This window comes from Streptomyces sp. T12 (genome assembly GCF_028736035.1).
In the GTDB taxonomy this organism is placed as follows: Bacteria; Actinomycetota; Actinomycetes; order Streptomycetales; family Streptomycetaceae; genus Streptomyces.
The window spans coordinates 19515-40308 of sequence record NZ_CP117866.1; the positions used below are offsets into that span (position 1 = coordinate 19515).

Here is a 20794-nt window from a genome sequence, read left to right on the forward strand (position 1 = left end):
CAGCAGGGACAAGGAAGTACGGCTGTGGGACACAGCCAGCCAGCAGCGCCGCGCGGCCCCGTCACCGGGCAGCAGCGGCAAGGAGGGCCACAGGCCGCCAGCGGCGGCGAAGGCCTGGGCCAGTGGACCGCGGAACAGGGCCTTCTCCCGCTCGGTCTCCAACGCCCGCACCCTGACCACCCCCACCACCGCGGCCCACACTCCCGACGGCTGCACCCACTCCTACTCATCAGCCACCGCGCCAGCCCAGAAAACCGACTCCAGGAGACCCCGATAAATGGAGCCAGGTTCACACGCGACCAGCCACCCATGCCCACACTGACTGCCCACGACCACGAAAACCACCACTAGGCGAAAGCAAAGATCAACAGCCACCCTGTCTACGCGACCACACCAAGTCAACCAGAGCCAAAACTCGTGAACATTGAAGAGCGCGTTGATCGCCAAGTGCTGTCCGAACCCGTGACCAAACGCTGTCCCCGGAAGTGAACGAAGCCATCGGCGGGCTACGCCCCGTCCGACGGGGCATCCCAGCCGGTCGGCGGGCTCGGGCGTGCTGGGCTGAACACCGTGAGCGAGCGCAAGCCCTACGAGAGCGGCCGCCGCAGGTAGTCTGGCCCCGCCAATGACACCGGGAGGCAGTGTGAGGCTTCTTCTTACTTCCGCCGGCATCAAAAACACGAGCATCCACAACGCGCTAGTCGACCTGCTGGGCAAACCGATCGCCGACTCCAACGCCCTCTGTATCCCCACTGCGGGGTACGGGCACCCCCAAGGCAGTCCTGCTGGGGCATGGCGTTTCATCACCGGTCAGTCCTCGACACCCATGTGTGAGCTGGGTTGGAAGTCCTTGGGAGTGCTGGAGCTCACCGCGCTGCCCAGCATCGACGAAGAACGCTGGGTCCCCTGGGTCCGAGAGGCAGACGTCCTGCTGGTGAATGGCGGCGACGCCCTGTACCTGTGCTACTGGATGCGGCAGTCCGGGCTGGCGGATCTCCTGCCGTCGCTGCGCGAGACCGTCTGGGTGGGGCTGAGCGCCGGGAGCATGGTGATGACCCCCCGTATCGGGGAGGACTTCGTCGAGTGGAAGCCGCCCACCGGTGGCGACACCACGCTGGGCATCGTCGACTTCTCGATCTTCCCGCACCTGGATCACGAACTCCTGCCGGAGAACACCATGGCCGACGCCGAGAGATGGGCGGCCGGGATCCCGGGTCCGGCGTACGCGATCGACGACGAGACCGCCATCGCAGTGACCGACGGCACCGTCGACGTCGTCTCCGAGGGCCACTGGAAGCTGTTCTCCTCCTAGCCGCCGGCAAGAGCGCTCGGCAAGCGCCCGCTCATGCCGCGCTCAGGGCGAACGAGGGCACAAGGCGAACAGCTCGATCGCAGGCGGCTCCCAGAGGGGACGAGGAATGGCCTGCCTGCCCGTTGCCAGAGGGTGGTGCGTGAGTTGACGTCCGTTTCGCTCTATCGGGAGGGGCAAGCGGGCTGGCCGCTGCGTCGCCGGCGGGTGTTGTTGATGTAGTTGGGTGCGATCTCCAAGTCCATCGCCTTGATCTGCTGGTAGGCCGGATGGTCCGGCAACTTCGGGGCCAGCGGCGCAGCGGTGCCGGATCGGGCAGCTCCAGCAGCGTCTTGCGGGTGATCCGGACCTCCTCGGCGGCCCGGCCGAGTTCGTCCACCCGTGCGGTCAGCTGCGCTATCTGCTTCCTCGTCGTCTCGGCCTGCGCGGCGATCTCCTGTTCCCGCTCCTCCAGCCGCGCCAGCACCGCCCCGAGGGTCAGCTCCCCGCCACTCATGTGCTGCGCCAGGCCGCGGCGGTGGCCCCGGTCAGCCGGCGCAGTATCACCACGGTCATCTCCCAGTACACCCGCGACTCCGAACTGCGCGGCAGGTACTCGTAGTCGCGCACCAGGCTGCGGTGCGGCATCAAGATCTCGTAGGCGCACTCCACGATCCACCGTTCGGGGATCGGCACGAACCCGGTCTGGGCCGGGTTGCGCTCGACGATCTCCACCTCGATGCCCACCCTCTCCCCGTGCGCGACGGCGGCGTTCTCGAAGCCCTGGTCGACCAGGCGTTCTGAACGGTGTTGGTGTCGGCGGCGACCTTGTCCAGCAGCGTGATGCCGGCGGCGTTGTCGTGCACGGACACGGCGAGCACCACCAGCGCGATCACCAGGCCCAGTACGTCAACGGCCAGGCTGCGCTTGCGCACCTATGCGCACGTCTGCCGTCGCTTCCTCACATCTGGCGTGCGCATCTTCCATGCGGCGCCTACTTCTGATCACAACAACCGGCCCCCGACACGTGTGAAGCAGCTCTCTCGGATCGGCATGCGAGGGACATAAGGACGCCATGCGCCTCAGCGGAAGCCGAGAATTGAGATTCGAGCACTTCGCGATGCGTCCCCGACGACGCCCAGCAGCTCACAACGGCTTGACGGGCACCGCTGTCCAACCGCTGGCGCATCGCCTGAACGGAGCCGACCTCCCTCACCAGTCGGCAGGACCCGGCGGGACATCATCGGCATGACGGCCGACCCGTGTCCTACCGAGTCCACTCCGGTGGCCGTTCTGACTCAGCCGCCGCTCTTACGACGAAACGACCGCTGGCTCACAGCCGGGCCGTGCGCGCCGCGGACATTCGACGCGTCGGTCTTCGCAGCAAGGTCGGTGGTGTCCGCCTGCACACCGCGCTTGCGCGCCAGGGCCTCCCGAAACTTGCGCTTCAGGTCGTACTGGCCGTCATCGTCGGGCGAGACGACAGAGCTCTCGGCGTCAACCGGCTCCGCACCTTTGCGTGATGGAGACTCTGCAGTCATGGTGACCTCCTGGGTTCGGGCAGTGGAGAGCACAGCTTGTCATGCCGGGCACCGCTCGAGTCACACCCGACTGCGGCCCAAGTGCCTCGCACAGCGCGACCGCACATGCGGCGGACCAGGCCCCACCCCCACCACCGCCCGCCACACCGGCACCCGGCCGGGCAGCAAATACAAATGCTTGGCGGCGACCGTCTTTCCCAAGCCCGTATCCCCGTAGGCACAGCACATCCCGCGGGCCGCGACCGTATGCCCCATAGTCTCCACCACACCGGCCACCTACCGCGTCGACACCAGCCGGGCCCCCGGCGCATACCGCCGAGCTCATGGCCCTCGCGGACGCCGACGTACGCCGCGCGACAGCCGCAGCGCGGCAGCACAAGCCGGCCGAGTAGCCCTCGCCTCGCTACCGGGCTTTCGTACCGGCGACGCCCTCGCCTGCGCCGTCCTCACGGCAGCCGGACCGGACCGCATGGCCATCTACGGCCGACGAGCCCACAGCGCACGGCATGCCCTCGGTATCACCCTCAGCCACGCACCCGGCCGCTACAGCCGCTGCATCGAAGCGATCGACCAGTTCCTCGCCATCGCCCCAGACCCGATCCGCAACTGGACCCACACGACATGGACACCGCCCTGTACTGGCTCGCCACCACCGCATAGCGGCGCTCAACGAAGCTCAGGCCAACCCACCACCCATCCGGAACGCGGTGTGACGGGCCACGGCGGTCGCCTTCGTGCCTTCGTGCCTTCGAGTACGGTCGCGCCGAGCTTGGCCAGCCGCCCTTGGCGGCCGAGCGCCGGATGCGGGGTGCAGGGAGGGGCCGAGGGGGTCGCCGACCCCGTCCCGGGCGGGGTCTCCTCGATCTCACCGAGCGGCGAGTAGCCGATCGAGCAGAAGTAGTCCGCCATGCCTCTGCTGCCGGTCAGAATGAACTTGGTTCGCTGGTGGGCGCTGTCCTTGGCGTCCTCCCGGATGCCGGTCTTGCGGTCGAGTACGTCGTACTCCGTGATGAGGGTCTTGGTCGCGCCGTTCACCGTGCTCGTGACGGTCAGCGGTCGGTCGTCGTCGTAGGTGGTGGTGAGCTTGCCCTTGGCTGGGTCGACGACCTCGGTCCAGCGGCCCTTCAGTCGTATCCGTAGTCCCGTTCGGCTTTGTTGTCGTACTCCTGAGTTCCGTCCCATAACCTCGTGCATGGAGACGTCAGTTGCCATATGTATCCACTTTGAGGAGGCGTTAGTGCTCGGAAGGGGCACGCGGTTGCTCGCGGGCGCCATGGCCGTGGCCTGCATTGTGCTTGTCGGCCCCAGTGCACCGAGCGGTGCTCTCTCCGCCAGGTCACTGCCCGTCGAAGCCGTCAGAGACGTCGTACCGAACCGGGTCATGACGTGGAACCTTTGCAACCCCTGCGAGGAAAGCGACGTTGCCCGGGCGGCGGAAATCGCCAAGTTTGCGCCCCAAGTCATCGGCCTGCAAGAAGCGTGCGTGGGTGATGTCGAGAGGATCCGGGATTATCTGGAGTACCTTTACGGGCTCGTTTACCACGTTGAGTACGGGATGGTGCTGCGGAGTTGGGGCCGCTGCGGGGGAGCGCTGTGGAGTCCGGGAGGGTTCGGTCAGGCGCTGCTGTCGGCGGCACCGATGACAGGCCGCGTCAACGTGGAATATCCCGACGGCGGATCCGAAGACCGTGGGTACATGGCGGTCACCACCACTGTGGGCGGCCGGTCCGTCCGGGTCTTCAACACACATCTCGCCCAGCGACGTCAAGAGGCAGTGCGAGCGGACCAGGCCGGCGTACTCGCCGCGGACGTCGCCCGGCACGACCGTGCGATCGTTCTCGGCGACTTCAACGCCGTGCCGGACGCCCCCGAACTCGCCCGGGTATGGGCGCTGGCCGCGGATACAGACCGCCAGTGCCGTCCCTCGCCCACCAGCACCTGCGAGCCGACCACCGACTGGCAGAGCAAGTTCGACTACGTCTTCCTGCGAGGCATCGTCCCGCTCAAGCACCAAGTGCATCCGACCCCGTACTCGGACCACCATCTGCTGCACACCGACGTGAACCCCGCTTAATAGTTCGCGCAGTTGGGCGCGGTGGTGGCACCCGGCAGCAAGACGGGCACAGCTCTTGGTGATCGTGGAGTTGCGACGCTCTGTGATCACCGAGGAGACCTGTGCCTGTCCTGCCATCCCGGCTGACCGACCCGCTCTGAGGCCAAGTCGTGGCCCTGCTGCCCGAGCGGCCGGCGTACCACCCGGACCATCCGCTGAGCTGCCACCGCCCACGCATCAGCGACCGGATCGTCTTCGACAAGTGCGGCGCAGGGCCGTCTCGCGCTCGCGTGTGCGGGAACTGCGGTCACGAAGCAACGCGTATGGCAGTTCGGTGGCGCCAGTGAGGTAGTCGTCGACGAAACGCGTACGGATGACGCCGTGGGCGTGGAAAGCCGCTCCGGGGAGGCCAGCGGCCCCCGGAGCGCGGGCTCCGCACCAGGGCCGGGCGGGGCCTCTGAGGAGACTCTCGGAACCGCCTCCACGAAGACCCGGGCGTAGGAGCCCTCGAACAGCCGGTCCTCCCGTCGGCTTTCCCTCGCCCTCACCATCGCCCCCCTCAAGGGAGTCTTCCCCACGCCCCTCAACGGCTCGTTCGGCTGCGCGGGCCGCTCCCTCCTCGAACCCGCCACCTCGGAGGGGTGGATGGCGGAGAACCGCACCGGCTCGACAGACGGCTCATCGAACTGTCCGCGGCGGGCCACCGGCGAGCCCGGCGACCTGGTCCCTGCGCCGGGCGAGAGGGCCGTACGCCAAGACGTCATCAAGCACCCGGCCAGGTCCGTCAGCTCGGTCAGCTCGGTCAGCTCGGTCAGCTCGGTCAGCTCGGTCAGCTCGGTCAGCAAGATTCACCGGCGGACCGGCTTCGTACAGAGCTACGTGTCCACCTCGGTGGCCCGACTCAAGGACCGCGGGCTCATCGAGACCACGGCCGACCCCAGCGATGTACGGCGCACGCGCGTACGCGTCACGGCGCACGCCTCTCAGGCTGTCGCCCGCTGGGCCCGTCGCCGTATCGACGATACCCTCGGCTCCGCCCTCAGCGACCCGGCCCAGGCACGCCGCGAGACCGCCCTGCTGGACGAACTCGCCCAGATGCTCCTGTGATCCGGAGGCCCGCCGCTCACTCCCCGGCTACCCGAGAGCGGTGGACGTGCCGGAGGCCTAGGAGTTCGGCGACGGCCTCCAGCCAGCGGGCGGTCTCCTCGTCGCCGTCGATCCCGTCGGCGGCAGTGGCCGCGGACTCCAGCCATGCACGGACCATGGACGCCGCCTCGTCGCCCGGCACCGGCTCGCGCAGCTCGGCCGCGTACCGGACACCCCCGCGACGTACCACCTTGGCAAGGAAGGCCACCGCCCGCGGCTGGATGCCGAGCCGGTCCAGCAGGACGGCGGCGCCGACCGCGCCGTCGCCGAAGAGGGCGGTGCGGTGCGGTCCGGCGAAGGAGAGGCCGTAACGGAGCATCGTCGGGATGTCCGACTGTGCCAGCTGGTCGTCGGTCCGGCCGGGGGGCGAGGTCTGCGGCGCGGAGGTCATGGCTGCCTCACGGTGACGGTGTAGGTGTGGATGGTGGCTCGGTACTTCCTTTGGGGGGTGGGGCTGCCGCTGGGGATAGGCGACGGGGTGACGGGGCCGCCGGCATCGCCGCCGCCGGCGCAGGCACCGTGCGGGCACTGGATGAGCCGGATCTTCGTCGTGCCCGGACCGACGGCCTTGAAGTCGAAGAAGTCCGTTCCGCTCCCGCTGCCGACGGCGTCGTCGTCGGCCTCGATCTCCTCCCGCTTGTCCGTCTTGCGGACGACGTCGGGGTCGGGCTCCGGCGATGTCAGGTACCACCATTCCCCCATCGCGGTGTCGACCGGAACGGACAGCGTGAACTCCTCCCCCTCATCCACCTGTATGTGCTTCTCACCCAGCTCGTAGGTGTCCGGCTCGGTGAGGCCGCAGCCCGCGAGCACGGTCATCAGCAGGGCGGGAAGGGCGAGTCGGCGCAGGGCGCTGGTCATGACGCTCACTTATCGGTCGGCGGGCAGGTGGACGGCGTACGCGTCGGGCATGCGGGAGTCGGAGGCCTTGTCCATGTGGCCGTTGACGAAGTCGTCCTCGCTGACCCAGGTCGTCTGGCCCCACGGGTTGTAGATCTGCAGCATGTCGCCCTCCTGGCCGATCACCATCATCTGGTGTCCGTGCCGGCCGTCCTTGTCGTACCCCTCCACTTCGATGGGGACGGGTTTGCCCTCGGCAACGGACTTCTCGATGTCCGTCAGCACGTCACGGCGCTCGTCCGCACCGCGGACCTGCTGGTACTCGTACGTGCTGCCGGTGTGCGGGCTGATCTCGTCGTTGGCGATCTCGTTCTGCCCGTCGCTGTCCATTCCGTCCGGAACGTCGGTCCACCAGTGCGTGTAGTCGCCGTCGCCTTCCTCGTGCAGGCGCAGCTGTTCGTCGTGGAGACGGTCGCGGAAGGCGTCGGGGTCGTTCTCCTGCCCGGATGGTCCGCCGGTCAACTCCAGGGCGTAGACGGGATCGACCATGGCGCGGGCGGTCACGGTGCTCGACGGCACACAGGTGTTGCCCTCCTGGGACCACTTCTCGTCGCCGAACCACTGGTAGTCGGTGTTTTTGTTCGACGCGTCCGCGTTGACCCCCTCGTCCACCTTGCTGTCGCCGGCCGTGACGATCGGGCTGAGGTGCTGCTGAAGCCAGTACGGGTCCTTGTCATGGATCTTGTCGCGGAACTGGCCGACCTCGTCCACGTCATAGCCCGCGGCCAGCGCCTTGACCAGATACGCCCGCTCCTGCGGCGTCTTGGCATCCGCGAGCATCCGCTCGAAGCGGGCCTCGTCCCGCGCGTTCATCTTCTCCATGAAACGGCCGGAGCGTTCGAGGTCGCCCGCGGTGAGGAGTTCGTTCTGTTCCTGCGGGCCGCCGAACACGCCGACGTCGGCGAGGACGAGGCGGTCGGCGGCGGAGATGTTGTCGGTGTGCATCTGCCCGGCGCGGGCCTCGGCCGCGTACTTGTTCAGCTCCCGCGCCGCTGCCCGCGCCGCGTCGTCCGCCTCCTGCGCGGCGGCGTAGAGCAGGTTGGCCCCCGTTCCCGCGATGTCCTGGGCCCGCTTGCGTTCGGCTTCCTCTTCGTCCTTCTCGACCATGTCGTCGAAGAAACCGTCCTCGCCGCCGAGCATCGTGCGGGCCCGGCGCAGCTGCTCGCGGCCGTCGCCGTCCTTGGACTGGGCGGAGGTGAGTGCGTCAGAGAGGTCGTAGAGGGCCTTGGACGCCTTACGGAACGCCTCGGCCATCTGCTCGGCGGAACGGCCGGCCGCCGCCACCACCTCGGCCGCCTTGGCGCCGGTGCTGCCCACCCACACCGACGGAAGCCCTGACGCGGCGACCTTCTCGACCCGGTCCTGTACGTCCGCGGCATCGTCGGCCTGGCTCTTGTAGCGCTGGGCGATGGCGTCCAGGGTGCTCGGGGAACCGACCGGCGCGGAGACACCGAGGAGGTTGTCGATGGCCTCCAGGACCTCGTTCTTGCTGCCGGCCACCGCGAGGTCTCCCGTGTAACGGTCGATCTTTTCCTTGCGGTCGGTGGTGGATTCGCCTGCGTCAGCCATGGTGTGAGAGCCCCGCTGTCCTTGCTCAGGTGTCAGGTGGAAGCACACACGTCGGCCGGGTGCGCGCGGTCGCCGGTGTGTCGATCTGTGTGGCGTGCGCCGGTCCGTCAGTCGAAGTCGGCGAGGCTCGGCGGAGGCGCGCCCGGGGTGGGCTGGGTGCCGATGGGCGGCCCACCGAGGGCGGCGGGGCGCGCGCCCGGGGTAAGACCCGTGGTCATCCCCGGGTGGGCGGCGGCGGGTGCGGGCATGGTCGTCAGGCTGCCATCCGCGCCCGCGGAGTGCAGCGCGACGATGGTTTCGTGGTCGGCGCTCTCGTAGTTCCGCTGGGAGATGCTGACCTTGTCGGCGAGTTCGTGCAGCGCGGCTTCCAACGTCTTCGCCTCGGCCTGCCAGGCGGCGGCGAAGTTGTTGTACGCGGGGCCGGAGTCGGAGCCGCCGAGAGCGTCCGGTGCGTAGCACATGTGGTCTTCCACGGCCTTGCGTATGACGCCGACGTCGTCGCCTGCCCGGTCGAGCTTTCCGGCCTCGCCGTCCATGCCGCTCGCGTGGATCCTGTAGCCGTCCGAGCCCGTACCGGACAATCTCCCCGCCCCCTGATCTGAACGGCCGAACACCCCCGTGGCGGTCCATGCCTTCTGGCCAGGGATAATACCTGATCTTGTGTCATGAGCACGCGGCCTCACGTGCCGCTGTCCGGGCCGGACGGACCGGACGGACCGGACGGACCGGGCTTCCGCCTCGGCGTCATACTCGAGCGTTTCAGGCTCTGCTTGGCGCGATCGACCGGTGAACGACTGGCGGTATCGCTGCTCCCGGGGGGCTTTGGTGATGGCCAGCACGATCTGCTTGAGTTTGGCGAAGACACCGAGTCTGATCCCCTCGTCGCAACGGTTGCGGATCGTGGTGGCCGAGCAGGTCGTGTCGGCGATCGCCTGGTAGGAGCATCCGAACCGCGGAAGCTCCGGCATCTTGTCGAAGACGATCCGGTCGCTGATGCGTGGGCGGTGGCAGCCCAGCGGATGGTCCGGGTGGTACGCCGGCCGCTCGGGCAGGAGGGCGGCCTTCCTTGCTGCCGGGTGCCACCACCGCGCCCAACTGCGCGAACTCTGAGTGGACATCCTGACTGGCTCGGCTCGTAACCCAGAGTGCTTGGTGGAGCCATGCTCGCGCTTGCCGTCCGCAGTGGCCTGGCCAGGCGGACGGTTATCGAGATCGAGCCCCCGGCGGGCGATGGCAGCGGCTGGAGCCGCCTCCCGCACACTGCCGTGTGCCCCGCCCAGGATGCGACCTCAGTGCCGCCCGAACTGGCCGGGCTGCGCCGGACGCCGGCCGTCAACACCCGCCGCCGGATCGACGCCAGCGGCTTCGCCCTGTCCGCCGCTGCCCCCCCGGCGGTGAGCGCGCACGGCGCGCGCAGGCCGGGCGCGGCACCTGGATGCGCTGCGGCGCCGGATCGGCACTCGGACACACCCCGCCGAGTTCGGCGAACTCCTTCGGAAGGTTTTCCGCGCCTAAACCGAATCCGACTCGCCCTGGTCAGCCCCACCGAGAACGGTCACTGAACGCGACATCCGCAACTGGCCGTCCTTGGGAGTCCTCGCGGCCGCTGCCACATAAGCAGCGTGGCGGAAGTGGAATAGTGCACGGTCGGAATAACCCCCTCCCGCCAGTAATTGTGAAGTCGGTCAAACGCAAGCTCGATCCCGACCTGCCCACCGCCCACTGGTGGATCATCCGCAGTGCTTGCCGACTGGGACAACCACGTCAGCCAGAGCTCCGCAAGCAAGCACGACCAGGCGTAGGCCGCGGAGATCGCCCGTCTCCGCCGCCGGCTGCGAGACAACCGACACGAGCGACAATGACTCCTGGACGAAGTTGATGCCGCCGCCACGGTCATCGCGGTCCTGCTCGCGGAGAACGCGGCCCTCCGCGAGCAGATCACCCAACGCTCAGCCGTCGTCATCCCGCTCGACCGAGCACACTCCACACGGGAGTGTGGGTGGCTCGGAACCATCCTTGGGGTCGGCGGGCTGACATGGCGAGGTGTCGTGATCAGTCCTCGTAGCGCCGACGCGCCAGATGGACGGTGATGTCGGCGGCTATCTCGACTCTGTCCGGCAGTACCTGCATGATCTGGCTGAATACCTGCTCTCGCTCCGCGGTCGGCAAGACGAGATAGGCCGAGATGGTGGAGAGATGACCAACGTAGTCGCGAGCGCTCATCGTCACGCGCCGTTCGATCACGGACTGCTGAACGCCGGTGAACCACTCAGACCGTTGCAGCTCCGTACCCGGCCACTGCATCTCATGACCCGGAGGTGTCCCGTCAGGCGACGGGATCTCGTCGCTCTCCAAGAATGGTGCTCGCGCCGCACGGACAGCTTCCTCTACAGCCGGGTCAGCCAGTCGAAATGGCCCGCCGCATGAGGCGAATACGCCACCCGGTTTCAACAGCGTGGCCATACGCGACCACCGGCCCTCCGGGTTCGTCCAATGCAGCGCTGCTGCCGCATAGACCAGCCCATACCGTTCGCCCGGCCGCAGGTCCTCGAACGCAGTTTGCACCGTCCTGACGTTCGTCGGCACGTGCTTGCGCAGCTCGGCGAGCATGGACCCGTCAGGATCGGTAGCGGTCACTGTGACCCCCCGCTGAGCGAACAGGCGGGTTGCCTTACCTGTCCCGGCGCCGATCTCGAGGGCGGTCGTCCTAACCGGATGCCCCGCGTATGCCATCACCATGTCGAACAGCTCCACGGGATACCCCGGCCGGAACCGTTCGTATGCTTCCGCCACCACTCCGAAGCTCAGCGCGCGACCAGGCATGCCCAGCATCCTGACATGGGCCGCGCCTCCGGTGCTTGAACATTTCCGGGGGCCCCAGACACGAGTTGATGTCTCATGAGACACATCAAAGTCTGGAGAACCACGACATCTACCGCGACGGGGTGGGCGCTCGCGGCATCGTGCCTGCGATCGCCCGTCGCGGGACCCGGCACGGCACGGGCTGGGCATCGCGGCAGTACAAGTCGCCGTGTCAGCCGTCGACTGTGGCCGGAGCTGTCTGTATCACTCTCACACCGGCCTCACGCAGGGCCATGCAGGTCGCGTCGTCTTCCGATGTGTTGGTGATGAGCGCATCCAGGTCCTCGGGGCCGCAGATCTTCACCATGCCGGTTCCTGGGAACTTGCTCTTGTCAGCCAGGAGCACCACCTTGTCGCTGGCGGCAATCATGGCGCGCCTGGCGGGCACCTCGGCCACGGTGGTGTCCATGACCTGTCCCCCAGGGCGAAGGCCGCAAGCGCCCATGAACAGCCAGTCGGCGTGAACCTGGCGGAGGTTGTCCTCGGCCATGAAACCGTCCAACATGCGTGACTCGCGGATGACCATGCCCCCGAGCAACATCAGGTCGATGTTCTCGTCATGGTTGAGTTCGTCGTACACCGCGAGGTTGTTGGTGATCACAGTGAGTCGGCGGCCGCGCAGTTGGAGCGCCAGCCTGTGCACCGTTGTGCCACTGTCGAGGATCACAGACTGGCCGTCCTCGATCATCGTGGCTGCTCGGGCGGCGATCGCGTCTTTCTCGCCCACCCGAACCGTGGCGACCTCGTCGAAGGACGGCTGATCCTCCTCGATCACCGCCCCGCCATGCACCCGGGTGAGCAGCCCGTCGGCCTCCAGCTTGAGGAGGTCGCGGCGGACCGTCGCCGCACTGGCATCCAGTTGCTCAGCGAGATCGGTCACGGACGCGGTGCCGCCCGAGCGCAGGGCCTGCAGGATGAGTTGGTGTCGTCGTTCAGCCAGCACGCAACCGGACACTACAGGCTGGTGGCCTATGCAATCTGCCGACTTCTGGCCGCAGTTGACGACTACTGGACTTCACGGCGTTCTGCTTGGTCTTTCCGGAGACGAACCTGTCTCGGGCCTTGCGGCGGCCTGCGGTCGGACGTCGCACACGGATCTCCGTGCCGTCGGTGATCCCGGTCGGCAGGGGCCGCACCTCGCCGATGGCGCGTGTGGTGGTGGAGTGGTCCACGCCGAGCCAGCAGGCCAGCACGTCATGAGTGGTGCCATGGCGCAGGTTCGGCAGTGTGGCCAACAGCCGGTCGACGAAGACGAGCTTGTGCTTCGCCCCGGTTCCTACAGCCCGACGCCGCAGCCGAGCCATGAGCCGACCCTGATGCTGCTGATGCCGCAACGGCCCTACTTCAGCGATGAGTTCAGCGATGAGTTCACCGATCACCTCCGGCGACAGTCCAGTGACCTGGTACTCCGCCAGGATCAACTCACGCGCCCCAGCCCTCATCATGCGAGTGGCCGCGAAGAAGAGGCAGGTCCCGCGCCCGGCGGTGTGCGTCAGATTGCGAGTGCGGGACACGACACTTCGCGAGGCGGCCCGCGTTGGATACCGGTGGGCCGGACCCGCCGCCGACCGGGCGCTGTGCCAAGAAGACCGCGGCCCGCATCCCGTCATCAGACCGATGCCGTCGTCCGCGGCGCGGCCGGGCCGTTCTTTTCGCGGCCGAAAAGTTCTGGACGTTTCATCGAACAGTCCGTTCGGGGATCGCGGGAAGAACCTTCTCAGCGATGCCGAGGAGAGCGCTGTCATCCGGGAGGGCTCCGGACGTGCTCCACACAGTGACGTCGAAGTAGCCGCCCCGGTCCTTACGGTCGAGGGCCACGGACAACGTCCTGGCCAGGGGACCTTGTTCGACCGGTCCGCCGGATCCGCCACTCCCGAGATTGATCTCGAACTTCATGGTGTGATCCGAGGCGAAGACCGCGGGCCGGCCGAGAACCGTGAGCGTCTTGACGTCCTTCTCGTCTCCGTACTTCATCAGCTTCACGTACTGGTCAGTCGACAGGTCGTTGTAAGTGGCCGAGACATTCACGGTGTACGTCTCGAAAGTGACCTCGGCCTCCGGCTGGGCGACCTTCCCATCAGTCAGGGGAGCGGTGTTGCTGGTGCCGGAGGCAGTGGTCGCGGTCTCTTCAGGTGTTCCAAGGAGCTTGGCCAGGTCTGGCCGGTTGAGCGCCTTGCACAGCTCTTCGCCTGTCACAGGCTGGGGCGTCTTGTTGTACGCCTTCGGCAGTTCCTCGTGTTCCCCGCTCGAACACGAGGCGGGCTGCGGGGTGGTGTCGTCGGCCGGCATCACGCGTGGGGCCACCCACAGCGCGCCCGCGAGTGCCCCGAACACGGCCACGGCCGCGATGGCCTGGCCCCACGCGTTGGGCTCCTTCTCCGGAGTGCCCGGGCCGGGACGCGGCCCGGCTCCGGTCTGGGCCTGGGGCTGGGGCTGGGGCTGGGCGGCGGCATCGACGGTCGGCCCGTCCGCGGAGGCCGCCGGGCTCGGATTCCGGCGTGCGCGCAAAGCCCGGATCACCACGTAGACGCGTACTGCGGTGAACACGAGGAACACCACGCCGAGACCGGCCGCGACCCGATCGTGATCACGGACGGCGAGATACATGATGCGTACGCCGAGAACGGACCCGACCGCGATGAGCAAGGGCTCGCGGACCCAGAATGGCAGGAGGCGGAGGAGGAAACCGAGCATCCGACGATCTCACCAGTTCAAGACCATTTTCGCCGTGGTGGAAGCCACAGTTCCGCCCTGCACGGCATCGGCCCCCGCCAAGCTGAAGTGCCGCGTGAGGAGGCGCAGCACGGCACCGACGCCCGCCTCGCCTGTGTCGCGCCGGCTCGAAGCACCATTCGATCACTGACGGGTGCGGGACACCGCCCCGTTGCTTCGTCTCCGGCCTGTCCGTCAGGCCGAACGAGTAGCCGGCGTACGAGACTTGTGCAGGGTCTGCGAGCGCGGTGAGAGTCAGAACCAGTGCAGGCAGTGCGGGGAGCGCTCGGCGCGGAAGAGTGCGTCAGCGAGGGTGGCTGCACCCGGGCGGTGGGCCCTGATGTGTCCGGCACGCACGAGCGTGCTCGGGGTGGTGCCGCCGAGGTAGACCGAGCCCAGGTCGCTCACGTCCAGGGACAGGTCCGGCTCCCGATCCGTCGGAACGCAGTCGGCCTTGCCGTCCCGGACGGTCAGCAGGTAGCGGTCGTGTTCGCCGAGGAAGGGGTCGTCGACTTCGAGGACGAGCTCGCCGTCCATGAACCAGCCGCGCGCGGTCAGAGCACGCGGGACGTCCAGCAGCCGCACCCAGAGCCAGTCCATGTGGCCGCTCACCTCGCCGGCGCGGATGTCCGCGAACTGCCAGCGCAGCGGGTGCTCGGGCGGGACGTGCTTGAACTCGACCTGAGAGACCAGGTCGTGTCCGAGGATGAACCGGGCCAGGGCCGTGAAGACGGCGTCGTCGGTGGTGATGGTCTCATCGACCGTCAATGTGCCGGACTCGATCGAGTAGCTGGCGTACCCGTCCGGGACGCCGTCGGTGTCACGGTTAACGGCGACATAGCGCGGCGCCGGCGAGATCGGGGGCTGCCCCGCGCGCAAGGCCCACCAGCGGTGCGGCCGGGACAGCGCGCCGGGCTGTGCGCGGCGATACCGGTCGTAGACCTCTTCCAGGATCTCGCCGCACTCGGCACGCCGCAGCACCTCGACCGAGCCGTTGTCCGAGCCGCTGTCCGAGCCGGCCGCCGGCGCGTCGGCCACTCCGCGCGCCCGGGGAACGGCGAGGGCAGCCTGGTGGCGCGGTATCGTCAGCCGCTGCGTGTAGGTCGCCGGTCCGTAGCCGAACCTGCCGTAGATCGGGGCCTCAGAGGCCAGCAGCACGGAGAGGAACTCCCCACGGGCCCGCAACTCGGCGAGCTGATGCCGCATCATCGCGGTGAGCACGCCTTGGCGCCGGTGCGAGGGCAGGACGCCGACGGCGGTCACCCCGGCGGCCGGGACGAGGGTCTCACCGGGCAGGGTGAGCTCGAAGGAGTGTGTGGCGGCGGTGCCGACGGGCCGCCCGTCCGCCGTCAGGGCGAGCATGCAGCGGTCCATTTCGAGCGCCGACCACCAGAGCCCGCCGCCTTCGATCGGGGTTTCCGGGAAGCGCCCGAACGCGGCATGGACGGTGTCGACGAAGACGTCGAGATCCTTGTCGGTCGTGGGACGGATCTCCATTGCTGCTGCTGCCTCCTCGGGATACCGGCACCACGACTCGTGATGTCTGGCCACAGTGCAGCGTTGACCCGTGGCAAGGGCAAGCGAATTACGGCCGGGCCCGCGGCCGCATCGAGGGCCGCCGTCCTGTGGTGGACGCCGATAAGTGACGGATGATCCTCGCCCGCCACGCCGAAGCCGGTCAGTCCGCGAGATCGCCGCCGCAGTCAAGGTCGGTCGGCGTAGTGCACAAGCCCCCCCCCGCTGCGAAGCCCATCTTGGCGAAGATCAATGTCGGTGAGAACTGGGCTCTGGCACAGATCTTGGGGTGCGGTCGCGGAGCGTCACCGCGGCGTTCGATTGCGCGGACCGAGATTCGCGTGAGACCGCGTACGCCTTTCCCCTTGCAGCAGGGAGTGACGCTCCGTCAGCTCTGCGCTCGACCTCTCCGGTGACCGCAACGAGCGGTGACGGTGCTGGTCATGCAGGCCGACGCAGCGTTCTGGGACTCCCTCGTGTTCGACGGAATCGACGACGTGGATGTCGAAGCGGTGACCGCCGCCTTCGGCACGGTCGACGTCACGGCCAGAGGCCGGGCAGCCGGGGCAGCATGTCCGGACTGCGGACGCTCCTCGAACCGAGTGCACGACTCCTACCAGCGCAGACTGAAGGATCTGCCGCTCGCTGAACAGAGTGTCGTGATCCATCTGACGGTCCGGCGCTTCATCTGCAGCACGGACAACTGCCCGCGTCGCACGTTCGCCGAGCCGTTCGCTCAGTTGACCGCCCCGTACGCGCGCTTCACCACGCGGCTGGGCCACGTCCTGGAGCGCGTTGGGCTCGCACTCGCCGGACGGGCCGGTGCTCGGCTGACCGCCCGCCTGGGTTTCCAGGTGGGACGGATGACTCTGCTGCGCAGGGTCATGGCACGGCCTGACCCGCAGCCCAGCACGCCGCGCGTGCTGGGTGTGGACGACTTCGCTACGCGCCGCGGGCAGACCTACTCCACCGTCTTGACCTGCGGAGAGACCCATCGCGTGGTGGACGTGCTTCCGACTCGCGACTCGGGACCGCTGGCCGCGTGGCTGGCCACCCACCCGGGCGTGGAAATCATCTGCCGGGACCGGGCGGGCGCCTATGCCGAGCGCGCGCCTCGGCGCTCCCGCAGCGATTCAGGTCGCCGACCGTTTCCACCTGTGGCAGGGCATCGGCCGAGCCGTGGAAACCTGCGTCGCCCGCCCACCGCGAATGCCTGAACGGACGCACAACGTCAACACGAGCGGACGTTGAGGCGTCGCCCGACGACTCGGCGCGCGGCGGACCGGATCTTGATGGCCGGCGGGCCCAACGCAAGAAGGCCGCGCACGTCATGGTTCACGAACTGCTCGCGCAGGGGCACTCTCGCAGGGCGATCGCCCGGCATCTGGGCTGGGGGCTCAACACCGTGCTGCGCTATGCACGTGCTGCCACCTGGCAGGACACCCTCCGGGAGAACCGTCCCCGACCCAGTCGTCTGGCCCCCTACAAGCCTTATCTCGAGCTGCGGTTCGCTGCGGGATGCACGAACGTCACCCGCCTGCATCGCGAACTGATCGCTGAGAACGCGCCCGTCACCTACCAGATGGTCCGCGCCTACATTGCCACCCTGCGCGCCGCACCGCTGCAGGCGCCGCCCCCGCCGCCGACCGTGAGGCGGGTCACCGGCTGGCTCACCCGTCACCCCTCAACCCTGAGCGAAGACGAGCGCGCCGCGTTGAAGGACGTCCTGGCTCGCTGTCCTGAACTGGATATCGCGGCCGAACATGTCCACGGTTTCGGCGAGATCCTGGCTCACCGCCTGGGTCCCACGCTCCCCGCATGGATCGAGGCCGTCGATGCCAGCCAGCTGCCCGGCCGCACCAACTTCGCCCTCCACCTGCTCCGGGACCTCGATGCGGTGACCGCCGGCCTCACCTTGCACTGGAGCTCCGGCGGCACGGAAGGCGCCGTGAACCGCATCAAGAAGATCAAGAGGCAGCTCTACGGCCGAGCCGGATGCGAACCACTCCGCAAGATGGTCCTGCTCCAGTAACTTTCCGGAGCTTCTGAAGATCTTTGCCTCAAGGCATATCGCGCAGGTCGGGGCGGTTCCTAGGCAGTCCGAAACCTGCCATCCCCTCTTCTTCGTACGACAGGAAGCCCAGGCTCCGGTAGAACGCGTGGTTGCGCTTGCCTTCCGGTGACGACTCGTGGTCCGTGGACAGGAGGAAGAATCGGCAGTGGGAGTAGCGCCGCATCAGGTGCTCGACCAGCGTCCGGCCAACCCCCTGCCTGTGGTTCGCCGGATTCACCACGACGTCCTGGACGTAACAGATGTGCTCGTCATCGGATATGGTCCGGGCCAGTCCGAGGAGCCTTCCCGATCCATCTCGTGCCGTGATGACGAGGTGAGAGTTCACGAGACCCCGACAGAGCTTGTCGACGTCGCTGGTGTAGCCCTCCCAGCCGACCGAGTCGTAGAGGTTCAGCATCTCCGCAGGATCGAAAACGCCCTCTTCTGCAATGAACATGTCGATCCCCTCTGCGGCGGTGCCACTTCTCGTCGTCAACTCGACACCACATCCGACTCCACACACGTCGAGCTCATCACCACCGGCCGCCGCCGCTACCTCCGCCTCGCCAGACACTGGCCCTGGACCGACGTGATCACTCATGCCCTGGAACGGGCTCCATGCCCTCCCGAACCCCGGCTGACCAGCAGCGTCCCGTCCCTGCGAACACCACCACCCTCCGGAGCCGTGGAACCCGGCGCCGACCCGACGCGACAACCGGGCCATCAGCCTGCCCATACTCCGAAAATCCTTGACAACACCCACCACAAAGGGCCGTCAGCAAGCTGACGGCCCCTCATGAACGATCGAGGCTAGCCGATCACCACTTGTCGGTGCACCACTTGTTCGTTTCCGGGCCCCGATAGCAGGCACGCATCACGAAGCTGCTGTCCGACCTGGTTTGGACACCTTCGGTGAACACGCTCACCGTCGTGCTGTAGATGGACCGGGTGACCCAGTTCGCGCCGCCGTCGGAACTGGTCTCCAGCCAGATGCCACCCTGCCGGTCCGCCGGGAAGTTGTCCAACTTGGCCCAGCCGTACTGGGAACCGTCGTAGGTGCCATAGCGCAGTTGAACCTGGAACCCGCCGATCGACGTCCACTCGGCGGTCTTCTTGTCCGAGATCGAAAGCACCTGATCCCGGTTGATCTTCTCCGGCGCGGCGCTGGCCGGCCCGACGGAGGTGGTCATCAGCGTGCCCACTGCCAGTGAAGTGAGCAGCAACAGGCGAAGTGACTTCAACATGGAATCCCCCAGATGTTGATCATTAACGGCTGGACCCTCGCAGCTACGCATACCAAACGGCGCCGAGGGCGGCGCCGTCGGGGAACGCGAGGAAGGCGCGGTGCGTCTCCGCGGTGATGGTTCGCAGGACCACACCCCGGTTCCCTGCATGGCGCACGTGGCAGGGGCAGAACGAGCAGCGCTGACACAGTCTGAGCCTTTCCTTCTCCCCGGACCTGTCGCGGGGACACACAGGAGGCTCACAGCGGCCCATGACCGTTCCGTGCGGCGAATGTGACCGGACCATGACCGTTCCGCACCAGTGCCCGTCACCTTGATCCATAGCAGCTGACCTCAGGTTTTCCGGCTCCACAGGCACGACATCGCCGACTCACCCACCCCCGTGACGACCATGGTGTGTCGGCTCTGGCGGCGCCGCGCAGGCTCTTGCCGTCCACCTCCACCGCCCGCCGGGTTGTCGGGCCGGGCCCAGTGCGGCGATCGGTCGGCCAGGCGCCGATGCGGTCCAGGGACCGCCGATGGCGCATCGGGGACAGCGGCCAACCGAGGCGGCAGCCCAGGCGGTTCATTCGCCGCTCGGGCCGCGACTGCGCCGGAGCCCTGACATGGAAAGCGAAACGGCCTACCTGTTCCACCGGCGGAACCATCACGAAAGAGCGAGGCTAGCGAGGCGGGCAGGACACACGGCGGTCTCAAGAGGCCCTCGCGATCGAACACTGCGGTTACCCTCCGCGGCCGCTCCCCAAGATCTGTGCCAGAACCGAGAACTGAAGTCGCTCATGCGTGCGAGTGCTCGTGTTGGCGTGAGGACGGAGCCGTAGAGTGGACTCCTCGACAAGGCGGTAGGGGCAACGGCCGTGGAGATCACCGTCCAGTGGATCCGGACGACCTGGACGAAGGAATCGCGGGGCGGGGATGCTGCGGCTCGAAGGAACGCGGCCCCGGTCGGCTTCGCGCTCCCGCATGAGGCGGCTCCCCTCGCGCATGTGATCCGGATGCATGAGCGCGACGGCTTCGAGCCGTATGACAGCCGGAAAGTCCTGAGCAAGGTCGATGTCCAGCTCCGTGAAGCAGATGATCGACTGCGGGTATTCCCGCGAGTGCAGCCTCTGTTTGCCTTGCCGCCTCGGAAGCGGCGGCCACCGGCTGTCCGGCTCGTCCCCGGCCAATGGGTCCGCTGGCAGCTCAACTACCGTTTCAGCAGTGCACTGGGTATTCGGGGCTGGACGTACTGGCTGGACACGTTCAACATCGCATACGGCCCAGTGAACGCCGATGTGTTCTTGTCCGCGCCCAGCGTGTTCATCGATGAGCGCGGACCACTCCGGTAGTTCCAGTGGACGTGGTCATCCGATGGATCGTTCGGCCTGAGCTTTGGTTTGGGCGAGGCGGTAGGAGTCGGTGCCGGCCGTGGTCCGCAACCGGCGGGGCAACGAGCGCACGGGCAACCAAGTGGCAGGCGACATCCTCAGAGGACATCCTCAAGGGCTTCGAGGCGGACGGCGGTGAGGACCTCGTCGTCGAAAGCAAGGAGTTAGACGAGGTCGCGCCGGGAAGCCCGGCAATTGCGTGGACCGGGTGTCCTGGGCCTGAGGCAGCAGGATCTGACCGCGGCGAGGCGGCCCAGGCCAACGTGTCGGCGACGAGGCAGGGGAACTCGCCGTCGGCGTCCGGCCGATCCACACCGCGTAGGAGCCGTCTCCCATGCCGCTCGGGTAGACGACGAGGTTGCCCCCGGGCTTCGGGCCGTCGAGGGCGAGGATGCCGTCGGTGATGTCGTCGTACGGGACGGCGTCCTCACCGCCGGTGAGCCTGCGCGCCGCCGCAGCGTCGACGAAGCAGCCGGTGCCGGTGCTTGTCCGGACGGTCGATCGCCGCGCGGGGAAGCAGCCGAGGCGTTCTGGCGGGTCG

The 20794-nt window shown here is 67.8% G+C and carries 21 protein-coding genes and 3 pseudogenes; 8 read left to right on the plus strand and 16 right to left on the minus strand.

All coding sequences use genetic code 11. The annotated features are described in order from the left end of the window. Positions 1–21 precede the first annotated feature (21 nt). Positions 22–201: pseudogene (locus PBV52_RS51545) on the minus strand (SAM-dependent methyltransferase); the annotation flags it as partial. Between the two features lie 424 nt (positions 202–625). Between PBV52_RS51545 and PBV52_RS00115 the strand changes: the two are divergent. After that, on the plus strand, positions 626–1312 hold the full coding sequence (locus PBV52_RS00115) for a Type 1 glutamine amidotransferase-like domain-containing protein (RefSeq protein ID WP_274236165.1): 687 nt from the start codon (positions 626–628) through the stop codon (positions 1310–1312). A 489-nt stretch (positions 1313–1801) separates the two neighbouring features. On the opposite strand, the gene PBV52_RS00120 is transcribed toward PBV52_RS00115, so the two are convergent. The 3 genes from PBV52_RS00120 to PBV52_RS00130 all read right to left on the minus strand — a co-directional run bounded on the left by PBV52_RS00120 (position 1802) and on the right by PBV52_RS00130 (position 4041). Continuing rightward, the gene (locus tag PBV52_RS00120) at positions 1802–2035 is read right to left on the minus strand and encodes a hypothetical protein (protein ID WP_274236166.1); all 234 of its coding nucleotides are present in this window, start codon (positions 2033–2035) and stop codon (positions 1802–1804) included. A 551-nt stretch (positions 2036–2586) separates the two neighbouring features. Beyond that, entirely contained in the window at positions 2587–2829 is a 243-nt protein-coding gene (locus tag PBV52_RS00125; protein ID WP_274236167.1) for a DUF5302 domain-containing protein, read from the minus strand. A 666-nt stretch (positions 2830–3495) separates the two neighbouring features. Beyond that, on the minus strand, positions 3496–4041 hold the full coding sequence (locus PBV52_RS00130; RefSeq protein WP_274250007.1) for a hypothetical protein: 546 nt from the start codon (positions 4039–4041) through the stop codon (positions 3496–3498). Between PBV52_RS00130 and PBV52_RS00135 the strand changes: the two genes are divergently transcribed. The 3 genes and pseudogenes from PBV52_RS00135 to PBV52_RS00145 all read left to right on the plus strand — a co-directional run bounded on the left by PBV52_RS00135 (position 4022) and on the right by PBV52_RS00145 (position 5989). Continuing rightward, positions 4022–4903: an endonuclease/exonuclease/phosphatase family protein gene (locus PBV52_RS00135; protein WP_274236168.1), complete on the plus strand. Its 882-nt coding sequence runs from the start codon at positions 4022–4024 to the stop codon at positions 4901–4903. The genes PBV52_RS00130 and PBV52_RS00135 overlap by 20 nt on opposite strands. 101 nt (positions 4904–5004) lie before the next feature. Then, a pseudogene (locus PBV52_RS00140) lies at positions 5005–5145 on the plus strand (IS5/IS1182 family transposase); the annotation flags it as partial. 382 nt (positions 5146–5527) lie between these two features. Beyond that, positions 5528–5989, plus strand: a complete 462-nt coding sequence (locus PBV52_RS00145) for a winged helix DNA-binding protein (protein ID WP_274236169.1) — start codon at positions 5528–5530, stop codon at positions 5987–5989. 16 nt (positions 5990–6005) lie between these two features. Here PBV52_RS00145 and PBV52_RS00150 read toward each other — a convergent pair whose 3' ends face one another. The 5 genes and pseudogenes from PBV52_RS00150 to PBV52_RS00170 all read right to left on the minus strand — a co-directional run. After that, positions 6006–6419, minus strand: a complete 414-nt coding sequence (locus PBV52_RS00150) for a hypothetical protein (RefSeq protein WP_274236170.1) — start codon at positions 6417–6419, stop codon at positions 6006–6008. Further along, complete coding sequence (locus PBV52_RS00155; RefSeq protein WP_274236171.1) at positions 6416–6889, minus strand: protease inhibitor I42 family protein; 474 nt, start codon at positions 6887–6889, stop codon at positions 6416–6418. The genes PBV52_RS00150 and PBV52_RS00155 overlap by 4 nt, the downstream gene beginning before the upstream one ends. 9 nt (positions 6890–6898) lie before the next feature. Next, positions 6899–8497 (minus strand): peptidoglycan-binding protein, encoded by a 1599-nt coding sequence (locus PBV52_RS00160; RefSeq protein WP_274236172.1) that lies wholly within the window; start codon positions 8495–8497, stop codon positions 6899–6901. 107 nt (positions 8498–8604) lie between these two features. Further along, entirely contained in the window at positions 8605–9078 is a 474-nt protein-coding gene (locus PBV52_RS00165) for a hypothetical protein (protein WP_274236173.1), read from the minus strand. 161 nt (positions 9079–9239) lie between these two features. After that, positions 9240–9615 (minus strand): annotated as a pseudogene (locus PBV52_RS00170) (hypothetical protein); the annotation flags it as partial. A gap of 42 nt (positions 9616–9657) precedes the next feature. Between PBV52_RS00170 and PBV52_RS00175 the strand changes: the two are divergent. Continuing rightward, positions 9658–10059, plus strand: a complete 402-nt coding sequence (locus PBV52_RS00175) for a DUF6083 domain-containing protein (RefSeq protein WP_274236174.1) — start codon at positions 9658–9660, stop codon at positions 10057–10059. A gap of 490 nt (positions 10060–10549) precedes the next feature. Here PBV52_RS00175 and PBV52_RS00180 read toward each other — a convergent pair whose 3' ends face one another. From PBV52_RS00180 to PBV52_RS00200, 5 genes are all read right to left on the minus strand, one after another. Further along, entirely contained in the window at positions 10550–11320 is a 771-nt protein-coding gene (locus PBV52_RS00180; protein ID WP_274236175.1) for a trans-aconitate 2-methyltransferase, read from the minus strand. 211 nt (positions 11321–11531) lie between these two features. Then, positions 11532–12302: a DeoR/GlpR family DNA-binding transcription regulator gene (locus tag PBV52_RS00185; protein ID WP_274236176.1), complete on the minus strand. Its 771-nt coding sequence runs from the start codon at positions 12300–12302 to the stop codon at positions 11532–11534. Then, positions 12292–12780, minus strand: coding sequence for a transposase family protein (locus tag PBV52_RS00190; protein ID WP_274236177.1), 489 nt, complete (start codon positions 12778–12780; stop codon positions 12292–12294). The genes PBV52_RS00185 and PBV52_RS00190 overlap by 11 nt, the downstream gene beginning before the upstream one ends. Positions 12781–13036: 256 nt before the next feature. After that, positions 13037–14053: a DUF6215 domain-containing protein gene (locus tag PBV52_RS00195; RefSeq protein ID WP_274236178.1), complete on the minus strand. Its 1017-nt coding sequence runs from the start codon at positions 14051–14053 to the stop codon at positions 13037–13039. Positions 14054–14326: 273 nt separating this feature from the next. Continuing rightward, positions 14327–15568: a GNAT family N-acetyltransferase gene (locus tag PBV52_RS00200; protein ID WP_274236179.1), complete on the minus strand. Its 1242-nt coding sequence runs from the start codon at positions 15566–15568 to the stop codon at positions 14327–14329. A gap of 446 nt (positions 15569–16014) precedes the next feature. Between PBV52_RS00200 and PBV52_RS00205 the strand changes: the two genes are divergently transcribed. Together PBV52_RS00205 and PBV52_RS00210 are read left to right on the plus strand one after the other, a co-directional pair. Further along, complete coding sequence (locus tag PBV52_RS00205; RefSeq protein WP_274236180.1) at positions 16015–16803, plus strand: ISL3 family transposase; 789 nt, start codon at positions 16015–16017, stop codon at positions 16801–16803. A 113-nt stretch (positions 16804–16916) separates the two neighbouring features. After that, a complete protein-coding gene (locus PBV52_RS00210) occupies positions 16917–17618 on the plus strand; it encodes a transposase (protein ID WP_274236181.1) in 702 nt (233 codons plus the stop codon). Positions 17619–17646: 28 nt separating this feature from the next. On the opposite strand, the gene PBV52_RS00215 is transcribed toward PBV52_RS00210, so the two are convergent. Together PBV52_RS00215 and PBV52_RS00220 are read right to left on the minus strand one after the other, a co-directional pair. Beyond that, the gene (locus PBV52_RS00215; RefSeq protein WP_306801411.1) at positions 17647–18096 is read right to left on the minus strand and encodes a GNAT family N-acetyltransferase; all 450 of its coding nucleotides are present in this window, start codon (positions 18094–18096) and stop codon (positions 17647–17649) included. A 361-nt stretch (positions 18097–18457) separates the two neighbouring features. After that, the gene (locus tag PBV52_RS00220) at positions 18458–18841 is read right to left on the minus strand and encodes a hypothetical protein (RefSeq protein ID WP_274236183.1); all 384 of its coding nucleotides are present in this window, start codon (positions 18839–18841) and stop codon (positions 18458–18460) included. Between the two features lie 899 nt (positions 18842–19740). Between PBV52_RS00220 and PBV52_RS00225 the strand changes: the two genes are divergently transcribed. Further along, entirely contained in the window at positions 19741–20214 is a 474-nt protein-coding gene (locus tag PBV52_RS00225) for a hypothetical protein (protein WP_274236184.1), read from the plus strand. Positions 20215–20794 lie beyond the last annotated feature (580 nt).